Source organism: Rheinheimera sp. (assembly GCF_037442345.1).
Classification (GTDB): domain Bacteria; phylum Pseudomonadota; class Gammaproteobacteria; order Enterobacterales; family Alteromonadaceae; genus Pararheinheimera.
This window is the reverse complement of sequence record NZ_JBBIQL010000001.1, coordinates 166,210-184,268: the sequence shown is the minus strand read 5'-3', so window position 1 is coordinate 184,268 and position 18,059 is coordinate 166,210. Positions and strand designations below refer to the sequence as shown.

At 53.3% G+C, this 18,059-nt stretch carries 18 protein-coding genes; 7 read left to right on the top strand and 11 right to left on the bottom strand.

Annotated elements, in window-relative coordinates:
• Nucleotides 1-59 precede the first annotated feature (59 nt).
• On the top strand, nt 60-860 hold the full coding sequence (locus WKJ04_RS00860; protein WP_337878695.1) for a thioesterase family protein: 801 nt from the start codon (nt 60-62) through the stop codon (nt 858-860).
• 5 nt (nt 861-865) lie between these two features.
• Here the strand turns inward: WKJ04_RS00860 and lnt are convergent, their stop codons facing one another.
• The 6 genes from lnt to WKJ04_RS00830 form a co-directional block, all read right to left on the bottom strand.
• Nucleotides 866-2,389 carry an apolipoprotein N-acyltransferase gene (gene lnt / locus WKJ04_RS00855; protein ID WP_337878694.1) on the bottom strand — a complete coding sequence of 508 codons (1,524 nt, stop codon included), beginning with the start codon at nt 2,387-2,389 and terminating at the stop codon, nt 866-868.
• Nucleotides 2,390-2,401: 12 nt separating this feature from the next.
• Nucleotides 2,402-3,268: a transporter associated domain-containing protein gene (locus WKJ04_RS00850; protein WP_337878693.1), complete on the bottom strand. Its 867-nt coding sequence runs from the start codon at nt 3,266-3,268 to the stop codon at nt 2,402-2,404.
• Between the two features lie 43 nt (nt 3,269-3,311).
• Nucleotides 3,312-3,773: an rRNA maturation RNase YbeY gene (ybeY, locus tag WKJ04_RS00845; protein WP_337878692.1), complete on the bottom strand. Its 462-nt coding sequence runs from the start codon at nt 3,771-3,773 to the stop codon at nt 3,312-3,314.
• Between the two features lie 7 nt (nt 3,774-3,780).
• Complete coding sequence (locus WKJ04_RS00840; protein ID WP_337878691.1) at nt 3,781-4,836, bottom strand: PhoH family protein; 1,056 nt, start codon at nt 4,834-4,836, stop codon at nt 3,781-3,783.
• A gap of 198 nt (nt 4,837-5,034) precedes the next feature.
• Complete coding sequence (miaB, locus tag WKJ04_RS00835; RefSeq protein ID WP_337878690.1) at nt 5,035-6,459, bottom strand: tRNA (N6-isopentenyl adenosine(37)-C2)-methylthiotransferase MiaB; 1,425 nt, start codon at nt 6,457-6,459, stop codon at nt 5,035-5,037.
• 65 nt (nt 6,460-6,524) lie between these two features.
• The gene (locus WKJ04_RS00830) at nt 6,525-7,247 is read right to left on the bottom strand and encodes a hypothetical protein (protein WP_337878689.1); all 723 of its coding nucleotides are present in this window, start codon (nt 7,245-7,247) and stop codon (nt 6,525-6,527) included.
• Between the two features lie 219 nt (nt 7,248-7,466).
• Here WKJ04_RS00830 and WKJ04_RS00825 point away from each other — a divergent pair, with 219 nt between their 5' ends.
• The 4 genes from WKJ04_RS00825 to WKJ04_RS00810 are packed head-to-tail and all read left to right on the top strand — an operon-like array spanning nt 7,467 to nt 10,893.
• Entirely contained in the window at nt 7,467-7,994 is a 528-nt protein-coding gene (locus WKJ04_RS00825; protein WP_337878688.1) for a GNAT family N-acetyltransferase, read from the top strand.
• Between the two features lie 5 nt (nt 7,995-7,999).
• A complete protein-coding gene (locus WKJ04_RS00820; RefSeq protein ID WP_337878687.1) occupies nt 8,000-8,785 on the top strand; it encodes an SAM-dependent methyltransferase in 786 nt (261 codons plus the stop codon).
• Between the two features lie 57 nt (nt 8,786-8,842).
• The gene (locus WKJ04_RS00815) at nt 8,843-9,109 is read left to right on the top strand and encodes a hypothetical protein (protein WP_337878686.1); all 267 of its coding nucleotides are present in this window, start codon (nt 8,843-8,845) and stop codon (nt 9,107-9,109) included.
• Complete coding sequence (locus WKJ04_RS00810) at nt 9,109-10,893, top strand: GGDEF domain-containing protein (protein WP_337878685.1); 1,785 nt, start codon at nt 9,109-9,111, stop codon at nt 10,891-10,893. The genes WKJ04_RS00815 and WKJ04_RS00810 overlap by 1 nt, the downstream gene beginning before the upstream one ends.
• A 357-nt stretch (nt 10,894-11,250) precedes the next feature.
• Here WKJ04_RS00810 and WKJ04_RS00805 read toward each other — a convergent pair whose 3' ends face one another.
• The 5 genes from WKJ04_RS00805 to WKJ04_RS00785 all read right to left on the bottom strand — a co-directional run bounded on the left by WKJ04_RS00805 (nt 11,251) and on the right by WKJ04_RS00785 (nt 16,785).
• Nucleotides 11,251-12,468, bottom strand: coding sequence for an FtsX-like permease family protein (locus WKJ04_RS00805; protein ID WP_337878684.1), 1,218 nt, complete (start codon nt 12,466-12,468; stop codon nt 11,251-11,253).
• A gap of 10 nt (nt 12,469-12,478) precedes the next feature.
• Nucleotides 12,479-13,789 carry an ABC transporter permease gene (locus tag WKJ04_RS00800; RefSeq protein ID WP_337840830.1) on the bottom strand — a complete coding sequence of 437 codons (1,311 nt, stop codon included), beginning with the start codon at nt 13,787-13,789 and terminating at the stop codon, nt 12,479-12,481.
• A gap of 10 nt (nt 13,790-13,799) precedes the next feature.
• On the bottom strand, nt 13,800-14,507 hold the full coding sequence (locus WKJ04_RS00795) for an ABC transporter ATP-binding protein (RefSeq protein ID WP_337878683.1): 708 nt from the start codon (nt 14,505-14,507) through the stop codon (nt 13,800-13,802).
• A 25-nt stretch (nt 14,508-14,532) separates the two neighbouring features.
• On the bottom strand, nt 14,533-15,807 hold the full coding sequence (locus tag WKJ04_RS00790; protein ID WP_337878682.1) for an HlyD family efflux transporter periplasmic adaptor subunit: 1,275 nt from the start codon (nt 15,805-15,807) through the stop codon (nt 14,533-14,535).
• A 123-nt stretch (nt 15,808-15,930) separates the two neighbouring features.
• Nucleotides 15,931-16,785, bottom strand: coding sequence for a DMT family transporter (locus WKJ04_RS00785; RefSeq protein ID WP_337878681.1), 855 nt, complete (start codon nt 16,783-16,785; stop codon nt 15,931-15,933).
• A 189-nt stretch (nt 16,786-16,974) separates the two neighbouring features.
• Between WKJ04_RS00785 and WKJ04_RS00780 the strand changes: the two genes are divergently transcribed.
• Both WKJ04_RS00780 and WKJ04_RS00775 read left to right on the top strand, forming a co-directional pair.
• Complete coding sequence (locus WKJ04_RS00780) at nt 16,975-17,565, top strand: GNAT family protein (protein WP_337878680.1); 591 nt, start codon at nt 16,975-16,977, stop codon at nt 17,563-17,565.
• 94 nt (nt 17,566-17,659) lie between these two features.
• Nucleotides 17,660-18,046 carry a VOC family protein gene (locus tag WKJ04_RS00775; protein WP_337878679.1) on the top strand — a complete coding sequence of 129 codons (387 nt, stop codon included), beginning with the start codon at nt 17,660-17,662 and terminating at the stop codon, nt 18,044-18,046.
• Nucleotides 18,047-18,059: the final 13 nt, after the last annotated feature.

Genomic DNA, 18,059 nt, shown 5'->3' with positions numbered 1-18,059 from the left:
GACCATATCGACAGGGCTGCAGCGAAACGTGCAGCCCGGGGCCAGCTAATGAGGTTGAAATGCAGTTTTTACAGGTAATGCAGCAGTTTTCTGCAGCCCAGTCCGATCAGGTACAGATTGAGGTGCCTGCTGGCTGGGGCCAGGGCAGGGCGCTATTTGGCGGTATGGCAGCGGCCTTAGCAGCGCAGCATTTATTAAATGGGCCGGTCAGCGCCGCAGATATCCGTTCGCTGACGGTCTCTTTTGTTGCTCCGCTGGAACCCGGCATGGCGACTGTCAGCCGCCGGATTTTACGACAGGGCAAATCGGTGACGCAGGCGCTGGTGGAAATTGAACAGCAAGGCCAGGTGGCGCTGGTGCTGCTGGCCAGTTTTGGTGTAGCCCGAGAGTCAAAGCTGGATTTACCGTTGTTGCCTGAATTGCAGCATAACAGCATCAGTCAGCATAGAGGCTGGCAGATGCCGGCGGCGCCTGGGGTGCCGGAATTTACTCAACACATTGATTTTATGCTGGACGCTGGTGCCTGGCCTTACAGTGGTGGCAGCCAGCGGGTACTGGCGGGCCGTAACCGCTTAAAAGCGCATCAGTCTGAAGCCGGTTTGCCAGAGCTGTTGGCATTAATAGACGCCTGGTGGCCGGTGAGCCTTGGCTTATTGCCTCAGCCCGCACCGGCCAGTTCATTGACCTGGACCTTAGAGTTATTGCCGGGCTGGACTGGTTTTAACGGCGAAGAGTTTTGGTCCTATGCCGCAGAAATAGAGCAGGGCGCCGATGGCTATCATTTGATCAGCTCGCGTTTATGGAACCCTGCCGGTGCTTTGGTTGGGTTAAGCCGGCAGGTGGTTACCGTCTTTGCTTAAGCGTGTTATCTGGCGGCGCTAAACCGCTGGCGTAGCCAGAAAGCAGCCAGTACCAGCAGGCTGACTAAGTTCAGAGGCCAGTCGCCCAACTGGCTGTACAAAGTCCGGCCTGTGGTTTGCGGCACCTGCAATGACAACACCCCCTCTTCAAACTGTGGCAGGCGGCCCAATTCTGTGCCGTCCGCCGCTATCACAGCGGTAATGCCGTTATTGGTGGCACGCAGCAGCGGGCGGCCTAATTCCAGCGCCCGCATTTTGGCAATTTCCAGATGCTGATGTGGCCCTATGGATTCACCAAACCAGGCGTCATTGCTGACCGTTAACAGAAAGTCGGTGTCGTCGTTGAAATTCGCCACCATCTGGCGTGGAAACGCAATTTCAAAACAAAGTGCTGCCAACAACTGATAACCATTGGCCTGCAGGTTCGGTTGCTGCCAGTCACCGCGGCTGAAACTGCTCATCGGCAGGTTAAAAAACGGCGCGACATGGCGCAGTACTGACTGAAAAGGCACAAATTCACCAATAGGCAACAGATGGTGCTTTTGGTAGCGGTTGCTGGTGCCGTAGCTGTAATCACCTTGGGTGACGGCATTGTGGTACCGGCCAAGCACAATCATGCCATTGTAGGCGTCGCCATTGGTTTTGTAGTCCAGAATACCTGTGACCACCGCGGTTTCCCGCTCGGCGGCCAGCATATCCAGGTTAATCAGGTAGGCCAGCGCCAGTGGCTCCAGCTGAGGAATGGCGGCCTCTGGCCAAATCATCAACTGATGGTTCAGATGCTCCCGCGACAGTTCCATGTATTTTTTCATGGTGTTGGCTTCTTCGGCCGGCTCCCAGCGCAGGTTTTGTGGAATATTGCCTTGCACCAAAGCCACAGACACTTTGTCGTCTGTGGCCTGCCAGCCCTTAACAGCACCAAGAAAAGGCGTGGCGGCAAATAGCAGCGCAGTGACAGCCACGCTGCCAAACTGCCGGCGCAGCGCGAACACCGCAAAGCTGCCAGCAAACAACAGCATCATAAAGCTGATGCCGACTTCACCTATCAGTGGTGCCCAGGGCGCCAGAAAACCACTGGTCTGGCTGTAACCGACCGATAACCATGGAAAACCGGTCAGCACCCAGCTGCGCAGGTTTTCAGCGACCAACCAGCAGGCGGCCAGCAGCAGCGGCCAGGCTTTAGTGGCACGAAAACGCCAGGCCAAAGCAGCAGCCAGCGCCGGGTAGAAGGATAAATACAACACCAGCAGCGCCATAATACCCAGGCTGGCAATCAGCGGCATGCCGCCAAAAGTGGCTATGCTGACATGCACCCAACTGATGCCCACCGCAAACCAGCCCAGACCATAACTAAAACCATACAAAGCGGCCTGTTTCCAGCTGGGAGCACGCAGCACCATAATGGCCAGCGCTGTTAAGGTAAAAAGTGGAATGGCATGAGCGCTGTAAGGCGCATAAGCCAGAGTATTGAATGCGCCCAGCCCTGCAAGAAGCAGGGCTGGTAAGAAAGAGGTCCGTAACAACAACAAGATGTTCTTCCTTTATTCCGACGGCGGTTCTGCCGGGGGTTTGGCTTTGATCACCTGGAGTTGCACCAGGCGTCTGTTATTGGCTTTGCTGACTTTAAAGGTCAGCTGTTGCAGTTCGATGGTTTCACCTTTTTCCGGCATATGGCCAAAGGCATGCAACACAATGCCGCCTATGGTACTGGCCTCTTCTTCGTCAAATGAGGTGCCAAAACTTTCGTTAAACTCATCGACCGGTGTTAAGGCGCTGACCTGAAACACATGGCTGGCCATTTGTTTAATATCGACATCTTCTTCATCGTCGTGTTCGTCTTCAATTTCACCAACGATTTGTTCGAGGATATCTTCAATGGTGACCAGACCCGACACACCACCGTATTCGTCGACCACCACCGCCATATGGTAGCGTTTCTGGCGAAACTCTTTGAGCAGCGCATCGACACGTTTACTTTCCGGAATAATGACCGCCGGGCGCAGAAAAGGCCGCAGGTCCAGATCGGTTTCGCCTTTCAGTGCATGGGCCAGCAAGTCTTTGACCAGCAAAATACCTTCAATATGGTCTTTGTCTTCGTTGACCACTGGGTAGCGGCTGTGATTATTTTCCAGCAGCACTGGCATCAGTTCCTGCAGGCTGTGGTTGATATTGAGGGTTGCCATCTGGCTGCGTGGCACCATAATGTCACGGGCGCGCATTTTCGAGACATCGAGTACACCTTCCAGCATACGCTGGGTGTCGGTATCAATCAGCTCGCGACGGCCAGCTTCCTGAATAATCTCGACCAGATCGGATAAATCCTGTGGTTCTGCGGTAAAAATGGCGGCTATACGCTCTAACCAGGACTTCGCAGAACCCTTGCTAGAGTGAGAATGGTCGTCACCCATATAAAACTTTCAGCTCCAAACGAATAAAAAATTAAGATATCAGTTAATCCGGCAGAATATAAGGGTTTTCTATGCCCAGTGTGGCGAGGATTTGAATTTCTTCCTGCTCCATTTCTTCAGCGTCGGCATCTTCGATATGGTCATACCCCAATAAATGCAGACAACCATGCACCACCATATGAGCCCAGTGGTGATGCAGTGCTTTTCCCTGTTCTGCCGCTTCAGTGGCTACCACTGCGGCACAAATCACTAAATCGCCGAGCAGCGGCAGTTCGTCCACCCCTGGCGGCAGCTCAAAAGGAAAACTCAGCACATTGGTTGGTTTGTCTTTTTCGCGGTAATCAAAATTCAGCTGACGGCTTTCGTCTTCATCCACTATACGGATGGTCACTTCGGCGTCCTGCTGAAAAGGTAACACTGCTGCATCCAGCCATTGCTGGAACTGCGCTTCAGTGGGTAAATTTGCGGCGTTGCTGGCCAGCTGCAAATCCAGAATAACGGCCATAAAATCCTCAGCTTTGTTTGGGGTTCAGGTCGGATGTCGCCTTTGACTCTGACCCCAATGTTACGGCTTTGGCGGCGTCGGCCGCTGCCTGCTTTTTCGCATCAAAAGCTTCATAAGCCAGTACAATTTTTTGTACCACAGGGTGGCGTACCACGTCCTTGGCTTTAAAGAAGTTGAAGCTCAGTTCCGGTACCTCGGACAGCACATCCATCGCATGTTTTAAACCTGAGTACTGGCCCCGTGGTAAATCCACCTGGGTGACGTCACCGGTAATCACCGCTTTGGAGTTAAAACCAATGCGGGTCAGAAACATTTTCATCTGCTCTACTGTGGTGTTCTGGCTTTCATCCAGAATAATAAAGGCGTCCGACAAAGTGCGGCCACGCATATAGGCCAGAGGCGCAATTTCAATCACCCCACGCTCTAAATACTTTTCGACTTTTTCATAACCCAGCATTTCAAATAAAGCGTCGTACAAAGGCCGCAGGTAAGGGTCGACCTTCTGGGTCAGGTCGCCGGGTAAAAAGCCCAGTTTTTCACCGGCTTCCACCGCAGGTCGGGTTAAAACGATGCGGCGCACCTCGCCTTTTTCCAGCGAATCCACAGCGCAGGCCACAGCTAAATAAGTTTTGCCTGTACCCGCAGGGCCAATACCAAAAGTAACATCGTGCTGACGGATATTTTTCACATAGCGGCTTTGATTGGCGTTTCGGCCTTTGACGGAGCCTTTGCGGGTTTTGATGCTAACTTCATCCGAACCTTGTTCGTCCGGGTCCTGCTGCTGTTGCTGAATGACCAGATGCACCTGCTCAGGGGTCAGCGCGACGGCTTTGCCTTGGGCATTGACGGTCTCAGCCATCAGTAATTCCAGAATATGTTTCACCGGCTCCAGCTGAGCGGTCAGGCCGACTAAATGCACTTCGTTATCCCGGTACGAAATTTGGACCCGGTAACGCCTTTCTATCTGGCGCAGGTTGTCGTCAAATGGTCCCCACAACAAAGCAAGGCGCTGCGGGTCAAAAGGAGTTAACGCAAAATCTAGGCTGGTAATGGGGTTGTCCAATGTCCTGTCTCTGTTTGGTTCCTGGAAAAACAAAGGGCGCTGTGCACCCTTTGTTGAATCACCGGATTTCGCCTTAAGGCATATACCCGTCGTACTTGAAGCTGCGGCTTTGTTGGCTGCACCATCTCGCCTCAGTCACATAGGTTGTTATGCTCCTGGGGTCTCACTGGCTTGCCGTCTCCCCGCAATTTCAAGTGACTAGGGTATATAACTGCTGACCCCCAGCTCATCTGCTTTTGGCGCTTTCGCCAGAATAGAGGCTGGGGATACGGCACGGCGTAAATCCATCTCACGTTCGGTGCGGATCACTTTGCCTTTTAAGCTGTTGGCAAACACATGGGTGATCTCAATATCAACAAACTGACCAATCATATCCGGTGAGCCTTCGAAATTCACTACCCTGTTGTTTTCGGTGCGGCCAGTCAGCTCCATAATGTCTTTTTTCGACGGACCTTCAACCAGCACACGTTGCACTGTGCCATGCATAGCGCGGGCAATGCTTTGCGCCTGCTGGTTGATGCGGTCCTGCAGAATATACAGGCGCTGCTTTTTCTCTTCTTCCGGCACATCGTCCGGCAAGTCGGCCGCTGGGGTACCAGGGCGGGCGCTGTAAATAAAGCTGAAGCTTAAATCGAAGTTCATCGCTTTGATCAGATCCATGGTCTGCTCAAAGTCTTCCGCCGTTTCTCCCGGGAAGCCGATAATAAAGTCGGACGACATCGACAGATTCGGCCGGATTTTTTTCAGCGCACGAATTTTTGATTTGTATTCAATGGCGGTGTGATTGCGTTTCATCAGCGCCAGAATACGGTCAGAACCGGACTGTACCGGCAAATGCAGGTGATCGACCAGCTCAGGCACGTCACGGTACACTTCAATAATGTCGTCGGTGAACTCCACCGGATGCGACGTGGTGTAACGGATGCGGTCAATGCCATCAATAGCCGCCACTAAACGCAGCAGTTCAGAGAAATGGCAAATGCTGCCGTCGTGTTTTTCACCGCGGTAGGCATTGACGTTCTGACCCAGCAGGTTCACTTCACGCACCCCTTGATCCGCCAGCTGCGCTACTTCCAGCAATACGTCGTCCAGCGGACGGCTGACTTCTTCACCGCGGGTGTAAGGCACCACACAGAAGGTACAGTATTTGGAACAGCCTTCCATTATGGACACAAAGGCGGTTGGGCCTTCGGCTTTGGGTTCCGGCAGGCGGTCAAATTTTTCTATTTCAGGGAATGACACGTCAACAACAGGTGACTTGCTGCCACGCACAGCGTTAATCATCTCTGGCAGCCGGTGCAGGGTTTGCGGGCCAAATACGATATCGACATAAGGGGCGCGCTCACGAATGGCCGCGCCTTCCTGGGACGCCACACAACCCCCGACCCCAATAATCAGGTTCGGGTTTTTCTTTTTCAGCGGACGCCAGCGACCCAGTTGGTGGAATACCTTCTCCTGGGCTTTCTCGCGGATCGAACAGGTGTTCAGCAGAATCACGTCTGCGTCTTCTGCATCTTCGGTCAGAGTGTAGCCATGGGTGGCATCCAGCAGGTCCGCCATTTTGGACGAATCGTATTCGTTCATCTGGCAGCCCCAGGTTTTAATGTGCAGCTTTTTGCCCATTGGTGTTGTAGCCCGTAAAAAAGTTAACACTGAAAAAAGGTGGCGTATTTTAGCTGAGTAGCACTCTAAGTGCCAGCCTGAGTTGCGGTTGGGTTTGCGGCGATTTTGCTGAGCCGCTCCAGTTCTGAACGTACCAAAGGCACTAAGTCGGCTTTGGATTGGTGCAGTATGTGGTAGAGCGGCAGCGCTGGTGTTTTCAACAACACCGCTTTGGTTTCTTTGATACCATCAGGCACTACCCCTGCGGTGCCAACCCAGATAAAGCGGTCAACCCGCCCCAGTTTGTACAACTCAACAATATGTTGCCAATCGCGGCTGGTTTCCATTCGTGCGTGAAAGTGCAGCTTTAAATGCTGGTAAATCTGGGTATTGGCTGTGGTGTAGATAAGTTCATCCTGTTGGTACAACATGGATTCTTCGCAACGAATACCAGGTCTGCAACGCAAGCTGACCTGAGCATCAGTTAGGTGGTAGACGGGGACTGTGACCGAGACTAACTCGGTCATCTGAATCAGCCGCCCTACATCTCCATCAACCTGTTGTTGTTGAATAAGCAGCGGAAAACGGTCGCTTTGCACATTAATAAAACGTACCTGGTAGCCCAGGTTCTGATAGGCAAGACGCAGCAACGGAATAAACTTTTGCTCCACTTCCGGGTGGCTGGTGTAACTCAGTAGCAGGCTTTTGCTGGGGGCCGCCAGTAACGGAAAACAACTCCAGAGCCAGATAGCTGGTAGCAGGCTCAACCAGGCTCGACGACGGATACACTCTGCAGTGAGGTTCAGCATAGACGCCTTCAGTCAGTTTTTTTACCAGTGTAGCTGAGTAAGTTGGGCCCCACTACAGGGGGAGCGGAAACTAATTTATCAAACCGGACTTCTGACTCCGAACCACGAGACTCGGCACTTTGCTGCTGATTTCGCCTTGAGTAAACAGATAACACTTGTTCGCTTTGCTGAATGCTTTTACAGTGGTTTGATAAAAATAATGAATAACTTCAGGTAGTAATGCAACAGCAGCCTATTGAACACTTAGGGTTCAGACTGGCGCCACTGACCAGGGCGGATGAGTCACTCTTTATTGCCTTGTTTAGTTGTGCAGAGGTAATGCAGCAGATAGGCCCGGTACTTACGGAAGCAGACGCTCTGGCCTTACTTGAAAAAGTGCTGGCGGCGGGCCGTCAGGGGTACCTGTATTGGGTGGTCTGGAATCCGCAAGGGCAGCAAGTTGGTTTAGCTGCGTTGACGCTTGTGCCACCAGCCAGCGCTGAGTTTGGTCTGATGTTATTTCCCGAATTCTTTTTTAAAGGCTATTCAGTGCCTGTGCTGTCAGGCCTGATTAATTATGGTTTTAACCAACTGGGGTTAGAGGCCGTGGTGGCGAAACATCAAATCAGCACTGCAGCTGCACCAGGTTTGCTGAAACGGCTCTTTATCCGCTACCAGTTCAGCCGGGATGGTTATATGCACTGGTGTTTAAGCCGTGCACAGTGGCAAGAGTTAACACAACAACCACCTTACGCGACAGACAGGTAAAGAAAATGACAACAACATCAGGTAGTTTGGTTTGTGTTGGCACTGGCATGATGATGGCGGCGCATATTACGCCCATAAGTCAGAGTTATATTCAGCAGGCCGATGTGGTGTTTGCGCTGATGTCGCATGGTGTGGTGGAAAAATGGCTGCAAAGCCTGCACCCGGATGTACGCAGCCTGCAGCCCTATTATCAGGAAGGGCAGGACAGAAACCAGAGTTACCGCCAGATGGTGGACGCCATTCTGACCGAAGTGCGGGCCGGTAAAAAAGTGGTTGGCGCTTTTTATGGCCACCCCGGTGTATTTGCCCAGGTGCCGCATCAGGCAATGGCTCAGGCCAGAGCCGAAGGTTTTGCTGCTCATATGGAGCCTGGGGTGTCGGCGGAAGACTGCCTGATCGCTGATTTAGGCATAGACCCGGGCCGGGTTGGTTGTCAGCAGTATGAAACCACGCAGCTGATGATGTTCAAACGCACTATCGACCCCAGCGCTTACCTGATTTTATGGCAAATTGGCGTGGCCGGTGATTTATCAGTGGCCCGTTTCAGCACCAATCAGCAGCGGCTGGCGTTATTGGTCGAGCTGTTATCCGAGCAGTATCCGCCGGATCATCAGGTGGTGCTTTATGAAGCTTGCACTTTACCTGTGGGCAAGCCCAGAATGGACAAAATAAAACTGGCTGAATTGCCGCAGGCCGAACTCTACTTGCATACCACGCTGGTGATCCCACCGGCAGTGCCTTTGCAGGTGAACGAATCGATGCAAAGCCGCCTGAAAGCGGTATTGGATTGATAACCCAGCTGGCGGTTTCAGCCAGTGCTTTTCGTGATCATCAATGAAGGAATATCTATGAGTCAGTTACTTCAGTTTTTAACCAGCCTGGGGTCCAGTGCAGAATTGCGTTCATTAAACGCCGACCAGCTGCAGCAAAAAATGCAGGAGCAGGGCTTATCACAACAGGAAATGGCGGTAATTTTATCCGGGGATCGCAATGCAATTGCGCAGTTGGTACGTACCAATGGTGATATTGTGTGCTGCATCATTGTTCCGGACGATCAGGAAGATGAATCCGAAGATGACAGTGAAGAAAGCAAACAAGAAATCAAGTTTGCCTGATGACAACCCGGCAGTGCTTTGTTCATCCCCTGATGCTGACCCTGATGTTATTGGTGTCACCAGTGTTCATTTGTGCTGCCGAATCTCTAGATACGCGGAAAATTGACGAGCTGTTTGCGTCGAATCCAAAGGCGTTTCTGGCGTATATCCAGAGTCTGGATTCGGCGGACTCTGTTCAGGGGCTTGCTGAATCTGACCGTATTACCCTGAGTTACTATAAGGGCGTCGCCTCTTTTGCCCGCAGTGATTACGGTGTCGCCGAGTCGTTATTTAAAGAGGTACTTGGTTCCGAGGTTGGGCTTGAGTTAAAGCAACGTACACTGGTTTCCCTGACAAACCTGTATCAGCATCAGGGCGATTTTTATCAGGCTTTTGTCTACGGCCTGCAATTGAATGAAGATAAGTTTAACTCTTTGTCCGCGGCTGCCCGCAGCAATGGTGTCATGGCGATGACCCTCGCTCTGCTGGAATCCGGTTTATATGAAGAAGCCAATTCATTGCTTGGTAAACTGGATCTGAGTGACGCGAATGCCAAAGAGCGTTGTACCGCTTTATTTCTGGCTGCACAAATTGCTTATAAAGGTACTATTGATGTCATGCCTTTGTCTGAGTTTATTCAGAAAAAACAACAATGTGCAGATGATAAGCAGCAGCTTTACAGCTCGCTGACCGATTATGCGCTTAGCCTGATGTATTTACAGCGGGGCCAACTGGCCAAGGCCGAAGCTTTATTGCAGTCACAGCAAGAGCAGGCTTTGGCCTTGGGTTATGAAAACCTCACAGTGTTATGGCACGCCAGCGAGTTGCAGCTTGCCGTTAAACAACAAAACCAGGCGGCTACCCAAAGGGCGCTGGCCACCTTACTGCCGGATCTGAAAACCAAAGCTGTTGAGCATTCGCTGGAAGTGGCCCAACAGGTGTACCAGGCGCTGGCTGGTGCCTATAAACTATTGGGTCAGCCCGACACCGCTTTTGATTACCTTGAGCAGTACCAGCAGCACTATGAAAAAGCCAATAACCGGCAGTTGTCGGCTGCGCTGGCCTACCATGCGGCATTGATGCAGGCGGCGCAGCGCAAACAGGAAATTGATGCGTTAAACCAGCAGGCCAACCAGCTGCAGCTGGAAACGGCTTTGGCCAAAGCCGAAGCGGAGAACCAGCGGCTGTATTTATTGGTAGGCTCTGTGCTGGTGCTGCTGCTGGCCGCGTTGGTGGTGCGTAGTCACAGAGTCCGCATCAAGCTAAAAGAGCGGGTTACCTATGACAAACTGACCCGTGTATACAGTCGGGATCATTTTGAAGAGCTGCTGAACACCGCGTTGCGTCAGGCCGAAACACAGCAACAGGAGCTGGGTTTTATTTTATTTGACCTGGACCATTTTAAACTGGTGAATGACAACCACGGCCATCAGGCTGGTGACTGGGCCTTGCAGCAGGCGGCCAATGCCGCCAAAGAGTGTTTGCGTAAAAGTGATGCCATAGGCCGCATCGGCGGCGAAGAATTTGCCATTGTGCTGCTGGACTGCAATTTTTCACAGAGCTGGGCGTTGGCGGAAACTGTGCGCCAGGCCATTGAAGCGCTGGAGCCGGAGCAGTCGGGTTATCCCTTTAAAATGACCGCCAGTTTTGGTGTCAGTTCGGCCAAAGCCTGCGGTTATCATGCCCGTAAACTGATTTCGGATGCCGACGAAGCCATGTATCAGGCCAAACAGGCTGGCCGTAACAGGGTAAAACCGGATGAACCACGCGACAATCCGCTGATCTGGCTGGAGGGGCCGAAATAACCCAGGCTCAGCACAGAAAAATCCCCGCTGTTAAGGACAAAACCAGCGGGGAAAGTGGTTGGGAACTTGCACAGCCACAGCCTACAAAGCGGCAGCTTCGAAGGTCAGAGTTTTATAGCCAGGTTATTTGAAGCTGCAGCGCGGCGACAAGCCAGTGAGACCCCAGGAGCATAGTGAACCTATGTGACTGGGGCGAGATGGCGCCGCCAGACGAACCCGAAGGGCAGCGTCTGGCCGGTCTTTCTGCTGCGTTGATGCTCGTTTATGTAGACGAACTACACTGCACTCGCACCGCCTGGCATAAAAACCGGCCAGACGGCTGCAAAAATAACCCTGAAACGTCAACAAGCCCTAGTGTCAGGCGCGGCCACGGGTCGCGGTGGCTGGCGAGATCCGCGACGCCAGCAGGGCAGGGTAACTGACCGCCAGTTGACCGACCAGCAGCAGCACCACCACGCCTGTTGCAATCAGTCCCGGGCCTATAGGCGTCATGCTAAAGGTGCTGACCAGCCAGATATTCAGGCCCACAGCGCCGGCAGCCCCCAGCAGCACCCCCACAACGCTTATCAGCAGGTTTTCCAGCATAAAATAACGCATCACCTGCCACTGGCTGGCGCCTAAAGCGCGGCGGGTACCAATCTGGCGGGTACGGCGGCTGATGCTGAACATAGCCAGGCCGACAATGCCGAAGCCTGTGATTAAGGTCAGCACCACAATGACGGTCAGCAGAATGCTGTTGGTGGCTTTGTGTTGCTGGTAACTTTCAGTGCGGGTTTGTTCCATGCTGGTGACCCGGCGGATAATGCGGCCTTTGTCGGCTTCGGCCAGCATTTTTTCAATCACTGGCATCAGCTCGTCACGGCGGCCCGGTTCGGTGCGGATAAAAAAGCGGCTGCCACGGCTTTCCAGCTGCTGAGGGACCAGCATGGCGTTTTCCACATTGTCCCAACCGTTCCAGGGCGCTTGCAGGGTGTCAATCAAACCGCTGACCTGGATAGGTTCATGGTTATTGATATAGACAGTTTTACCGACGGCATTTTGCCAGTCGCCGTCAAATAAACGTTCGGCCATGGCTTTGGTCAGAATGGCTTTGGCCGGCCAGTCATTACTGCTGCTGGCACGCCAGACAATGTCAGTGGGCGCAAAATTTTCACCGGCAATCAGTTTGACCCCCAAGGCATTGATGCCGTGATCGTCCACCATATACACAGCCACCCCGGTGCCGTCTATATCGTCCCCTGGTTTAGTCTGCAGCCCCATAGACCAGCCGCCGCCCGACAGCGGAATGGCGTTGATCTGGGTGGCGTCCACCACACCCGGGGTTTTGCGGATCAAGTCCAGGTCCCGCGCCAGCGAACTTTGTTGGTTGTAGTTCTGCGCAAAAATGGTGTTGCTCAGGTAAAAGGTATTGGCTTCATCCAGGCCGCTGGGGCGGGCCATCTGGCCGCTGCGCTCCTGCATCATAAAAATGGCGTTCACCATAATGGTCAGCGTCAGTGCAATTTGCAGCGCTATCAGCAAAGCGCCAATTTTATTGCGCAATAAAGCGCGGAAAATGGGTCCAATCTCTAACATGCCAGGCTCCTTATTGCGCTTTCAGTTGTTGTGACGGCTGCACCTGACAGGCGCGCCAGGTCGGGTACAAACCAGCCAGAATACTGGACAGTACCGCCAGGCCAATCGCCATGGCGACCAAGGTCAGGTCGAGCCGTGCCAAATCGCGGATCCAGTCGCCGTACATGCTTTTCACGGCTTCAAGGCCGGCAAAAGCCAGCAGCAGCCCCAATACACCACCAGCCAGACCAATCAGGCCCGATTCAATCAGGTGCTGGACAAATAAATCCTTCCGGCTGGCGCCCAGTGCCTGGCGCACGCCAATTTCACTGGCTTTGCCTAAAAACTTGGCCAGCAGCAGGCCCACTGTGTTCAGCAGACACACCAGTAAAAACATCAGCGACATCGCCATCATCATGCTGGCATCGTCCGACACCACTTCACGTTTTTCCAGCCACTGCATCACATCCCGCAGCTGGTTGTTGTCCTGACGGGCAAAACGGCCAAACTGGTGCTGGTCTTTGGCGTAGTTGTTGATAAAGGTCTGGTACTGCTCTTTATCGGCCGCAGAAGGCAGCTCTACCCAAAACTGGATCCAGATGCATTCGGAGTCCAAAAAGGCCTGGTAACCGGATTCGGTGGGTTTCCAGCAGTTGGTATTGCCGCTGCGGCCCAGTTTCTGTTCGGTGATCAGGCTGAATGGCACAAACACTTCTTCCGTGTCACTGAATGCGCCTGTGGTGATGTCATAAAACTTCGGTTTCGGGTTCCAGCGCGCCATCACGCCGACCACTTTGTAGTCGTCACCGGCCAGCCGGATGCTCTGGCCGACTGAGTCTTTGCCACCAAATAAACGTTCGTTCAGTTCGGCGTTAATCACCACCACTTTTTGTTGTTTTTCATCGGCTTCGCGGTCCCAGCCGCTGCCGTAGACAAAAGGTGTGTCGAACATGGGGAAAAAATCACCACTGGTGGCGCGGCCTTCCACTAAAAAAGGCAAGGCGTCTTTTTCAGCAGGCTCCACCACGGCACTCATCTGGGTCATGATGGTTTGACGCGGTGCCTGTTTGGCCTGCCATAAGAAGGTGGCATCGCGGTAGGTCAGTTGGTCCGGCGCGTCGCCGTCATCGTAATACGGGTTATTCGGGTCCCAGCTGTCCAGCTGCACCACAAAGAGTTCGCTGCTTTTGTGCGGAATAGGGTTGGCCGACATCAGGTAGTTCACCGTAATGGTGGTCATCGAGGCGCCAATCCCCAGGGCGATGGCCAGCACCATCAGGCTGGTCATGCCCCAGGTGCGTTTGCAGCTTAAGTACGCCAGTTTTAAATAATACGCAAACATAAGCTGCTCCTTACTCCGCATTAACCAGATGCAGGTTGTTCTGGTTTTTCTGCGTCAGTTCAATAACACGGCCGTCTTTGATAAAGATCTGGCGTTTGGCGCGGGCGGCCAGCGACGGGTCGTGCGTCACCATCAGAATGGTGGTGCCGCCTTTGTTAATGTCTTCCAGCAGGCCCATCACACTTTGTGCCATCTGGCTGTCGAGGTTGCCTGTGGGCTCGTCCGCCAGTAAAAAGCGTGGCGAAGTGGCTAACGCCCGGGCTATGGCCACCCGTTGCTGCTGACCACCGGACAGCTGGCTGGGCAGGTGTTTCATCCGCGAGGCCAGGCCCACCTGGTCCAGGTGATGTTCAATACGTTTTTTGCGCTCCGCCGCGTTAAAACCACGGTAGCGCAAGGGCACATCGACATTGTCGAACAGGTTTAAATCCGGAATTAAGTTAAAGCTCTGGAAAATAAAACCAATTTTCTGGTTACGCATCCGTGAGCGGCCAGCGTCGTTCAGCTTGGCAATGTCTTCACCGTCCAGCCAGTATTCGCCGCTGGAGCTTTGTTCCAGCAAACCGGCAATATTTAAAAAAGTGGTTTTGCCTGAGCCGGACGGGCCTGTCACGCTGACAAAATCACCTTCGTTCAGATCCAGATTAATTTCCCGCAGCGCGTGGGTGATGACATTGTCGGTCACAAACGACTTGCTGATGTGTTTCATGCTGAGCATCAGGGCTCTCCTTAATTCTTCGGTGTTAGTTCAACTGAACAGTGTCGGCGCCGTTAAAGCTGTCGGTGCCAGAGGTAATGATTTGGTCGCCCGGCTTGAGGCCAGACAGAATTTCCACCGCGCTGATACTGCGGGCGCCGGTTTCAATCGGGGTTTTTACCGCCAGGCCATTGCTGACTTTGTAGGCAAAACGGCCATTGCTGCTGTCGAGGAACTGACCACGGGCCACCTGCAATACGTCTGGCCTGTGTTCCAGCAAAATACGGCTGGACAAACGCTGGTTTTGCCGCAGCGCCGCCGGGCCTTCGCCTTCAGTAAAACGCACCCGGCCTTTCACCTGGTTTTCAAATACTTCAGGCGAAATGGTGACCAGCTTGCCGGCATAAGTTTTTTGTTCGACTGTCACTTCCACTGGCAGGCCAATGGACAAGTCGTTGGCGTAACTTTCCGGCACCGCAATTTCCACTTCAAACTGGCTTAAATCCACCACAGACAGAATCAGCTGGTTTTTCGCGATATAGGTTTTGTTTTCTACGGCTAAGTTACCCAGCAGGCCATTGACCGGGGAGCGCACATTCAGCGCGTCCACCTGACGCTGGTAGTCCTCCACCAGCAAACGCTGACGGTCCAGCTGCTGCGCCAGACTTTTCAGTTCAAAATCGAGGTTCTCCACATTCAGACGCGCATCTTCCACCGCGTGGCGGTGCTGCACCTGGGCGGTGTTCAGGTCGTCCAGTGCTTTTTCGTGCTCAATTTTGCTGACGACGCCTTTTTCAAACCCCAAATCGGCCCGGCGTTTTTCCCGGTCCGCAGTGGTTAAGGTCATCAGGGCAATATCCACCGCTTTCTGATCCGTTAACTGCTGACGTTTGGCCAGAATTTTTTGCCGGTCATAACTGGTCTGCAGGCTGTACAGCGTGGCTTGCTCCTGCTGCAGTTTGCTGGTCAGCTCCGGGCTGTCGATGCTGGCCAGCACCTGGCCTTTGGTCACTTCAGTGCCAGCGTCCAGCAGCAAGGTGATAGTGCCGTCGGCCGGTGCATAGAGTTTGGGGCTGACGGCAGCCACCACCTGGCCCTGAGCCGTAATGTCGCGGGTAAAATCGGCGCTTCGCACTGTGTCGATACGCACACGCGACATGGACACCGACAAATCGGACTGAGACCAGCTTTGCACGGCCGGTGTCAGGGCCCAAATAGCCAGCAGCAACGCCAGGCCTGCGCCTGCGCCGTAGATCAGTTGTTTCGGTTTGGCTTTGGCCTGCAGCACTTCATCCTGGCTGCTGGTGTCGGCAATTTTCATAGAAGCTCCTCATAGCGAATAGCTATAAGTCGCAGCGACGTACAAAAAGGTTGGAAGCTTTGTCAGAAAAATAGCAGGACAAATGTAACAGAATATGAAACTTTATTATATTTCAATACGTTATCAGATAAGTCGCTGTCGTGTGCTGATATAACCTGCGTAGAAAATAATCAACACCCCGGCAAACCAGGCCATAGTCACAGGTTCAGACCAGAACAGATAACCAAAAAGACCGGCAAAGACCACTGAGCTGTAGGTCCAGATGCCGATGTCGGACGCCGGGGCCAGGGCATAAGCTTTGGTCATCGCCATTTGGCCGACAGCCGCCAACACACCCATAGCAGCAAAACCCCACCAGGCTTCGGCTGGCAGCGGGTTCCAGGCAAAAGGCACCGGAATAAAAGAAATGACTGCGGTCAGCAGGGAAAAATAAAACACAATACGGGCTGCAGGTTCGGTGTCGGACATATAACGTATGGTGGTTTTGGTCACCGCCACAAGCACCGCCGAGAGCAGCGCTACTAAAAACAGGTAAAAAGCACCGCCCTGGCCGGTTGCCACCGGCAGCGCCAACAGCACACCGACAAAGCCCAGGCCAATGGAAAACAGCGTCAGGCGGCTGGGCCGTTCTTTCAGCCAGTAATAGGCAATCAGCGGCACAATAAAAGGCGACATTAACAGCACCACCATGGCCTGCGCCAAAGGCAACTGGCTGATCACATAAAAAAAGCAGTACATTGAGATAATGCCGGTGGTGGCCCGGCTGACATGCAAATACCAGCGTTTGGTGTACAGAATTTGTCTGCCCTGCAGCATTATCCAGGGCAGCATCACCAACAGCGCAAAAAAGTTACGGAAGAACACCACCTGAGCATGGCTGGCGCTGTCGCTGGTAAACTTTACACAGGCACCTATACCGGCAAAACAGGCTTCTGCCAACAGCAGGAGCAGGGCACCTTTAACCAGTTGCGGTTGCATTCAGACTCCAAAACTCAGGGGGTGAACCAAGGGGAAATGGCGCGCAGTATAACAGCGGCCTCCTGAATTTCAGAGCGCCAACAGGATAAAGCGGATGGACAGCAGGCTGGTTTGAGGCGTTGTGCTTTTTGGCCAGCCAAATTAGAGTGGAACCAGAGCAGAACAACAACAAACAAGGACGCTTTTCTTATGTGGATCCAACCCGGCCCGTTACAGGGTCAGCATGTCAGCCTGGAACCTTTAACTGTGGCGCATACAGCGGCACTTCGTGCTGCGCTGCACGACGGCGAAAGCTGGAAGTTGTGGTATGCCTTTGTGCCCACACCAGACGAGCTGGAAGGCTATGTACAGCAGGCTGTGGCCGCTTCAGCGCAAGGTGAGCAGGCGTTTGCCATCACACAGAACAGCACAGGGCTGGTGGTGGGTACCAGCCGCTTTTATCAGGTGGATGCCACCAACAGACGGGCGCTGATCGGCTACACCTGGTATGCAGAATCGGTGCGCCGCACGGCCGTGAATACCGAAACCAAGTACCTGATGCTGCGCCATTTATTTGAACAATGTGGTGCTATAGCGGCCGAGTTTCGTACCCACTTTTTTAATCAGACGTCACGTAACGCCATAGAACGTTTAGGCGCCAGACAAGACGGCATTTTGCGTAACCATATGATTATGAAAGACGGCTCCTACCGCGACACTGTGGTGTATTCCATTATTGCCAGCGAATGGCCGGCGGTGCGGACCAACTTACTGTTTAAACTGGGGCGGCACAGCAACTGAGGCAAACACTGGGTTTTCAGTATCAGAGCCTGGTGCAGTTGCCTGTGATCAGTCAGGAGTTACAGCTTTATCTTTGGACAGCAGGAGAATCACAATGCAACGAGTGACAGGCATAGGTGGCGTATTTTTTAAAGCCAAAGACCCGAAGGCGCTGGCGGCCTGGTATCAAACCCATTTAGGCGTGCCGGTGGAAGACTGGGGCGGTGCCGTATTTCGCTGGCAACACCAGGGCAACCCGACTGGTACAGGCTGCACTGTCTGGAGCCCCTTTGCCGCCGACACCAGCTATTTCGGCCCAGGTGCGCAGAGTTTTATGCTGAATTTCCGGGTGGCCGATCTGGCGGCTGTACTGCAACTGCTGCGGGATGAAGGCTGTATAGTGGACGACAAGACCGAAGATTCAGAATTCGGTAAATTCGGCTGGGTGACAGACCCGGAAGGCAACCGCATTGAACTGTGGCAGCCACCCGAAGGGCAGTAGCAGGCTTTCTTTT

What these genes read in the sequence shown, in the direction of transcription:
- miaB (WP_337878690.1), bottom strand. Translation starts at nt 6,459, where the DNA reads ATGGGCAAAAAGCTGCACATTAAAACCTGGGGCTGCCAGATGAACGAA.
- WKJ04_RS00795 (WP_337878683.1), bottom strand. Translation starts at nt 14,507, where the DNA reads ATGCTCAGCATGAAACACATCAGCAAGTCGTTTGTGACCGACAATGTC.
- WKJ04_RS00815 (WP_337878686.1), top strand. Translation starts at nt 8,843, where the DNA reads ATGAGTCAGTTACTTCAGTTTTTAACCAGCCTGGGGTCCAGTGCAGAA.
- WKJ04_RS00775 (WP_337878679.1), top strand. Translation starts at nt 17,660, where the DNA reads ATGCAACGAGTGACAGGCATAGGTGGCGTATTTTTTAAAGCCAAAGAC.
- WKJ04_RS00805 (WP_337878684.1), bottom strand. Translation starts at nt 12,468, where the DNA reads ATGTTAGAGATTGGACCCATTTTCCGCGCTTTATTGCGCAATAAAATT.
- WKJ04_RS00780 (WP_337878680.1), top strand. Translation starts at nt 16,975, where the DNA reads ATGTGGATCCAACCCGGCCCGTTACAGGGTCAGCATGTCAGCCTGGAA.
- ybeY (WP_337878692.1), bottom strand. Translation starts at nt 3,773, where the DNA reads ATGGCCGTTATTCTGGATTTGCAGCTGGCCAGCAACGCCGCAAATTTA.
- WKJ04_RS00850 (WP_337878693.1), bottom strand. Translation starts at nt 3,268, where the DNA reads ATGGGTGACGACCATTCTCACTCTAGCAAGGGTTCTGCGAAGTCCTGG.
- WKJ04_RS00830 (WP_337878689.1), bottom strand. Translation starts at nt 7,247, where the DNA reads ATGCTGAACCTCACTGCAGAGTGTATCCGTCGTCGAGCCTGGTTGAGC.
- WKJ04_RS00820 (WP_337878687.1), top strand. Translation starts at nt 8,000, where the DNA reads ATGACAACAACATCAGGTAGTTTGGTTTGTGTTGGCACTGGCATGATG.
- WKJ04_RS00810 (WP_337878685.1), top strand. Translation starts at nt 9,109, where the DNA reads ATGACAACCCGGCAGTGCTTTGTTCATCCCCTGATGCTGACCCTGATG.
- WKJ04_RS00825 (WP_337878688.1), top strand. Translation starts at nt 7,467, where the DNA reads ATGCAACAGCAGCCTATTGAACACTTAGGGTTCAGACTGGCGCCACTG.
- WKJ04_RS00785 (WP_337878681.1), bottom strand. Translation starts at nt 16,785, where the DNA reads ATGCAACCGCAACTGGTTAAAGGTGCCCTGCTCCTGCTGTTGGCAGAA.
- WKJ04_RS00800 (WP_337840830.1), bottom strand. Translation starts at nt 13,789, where the DNA reads ATGTTTGCGTATTATTTAAAACTGGCGTACTTAAGCTGCAAACGCACC.
- WKJ04_RS00790 (WP_337878682.1), bottom strand. Translation starts at nt 15,807, where the DNA reads ATGAAAATTGCCGACACCAGCAGCCAGGATGAAGTGCTGCAGGCCAAA.
- WKJ04_RS00860 (WP_337878695.1), top strand. Translation starts at nt 60, where the DNA reads ATGCAGTTTTTACAGGTAATGCAGCAGTTTTCTGCAGCCCAGTCCGAT.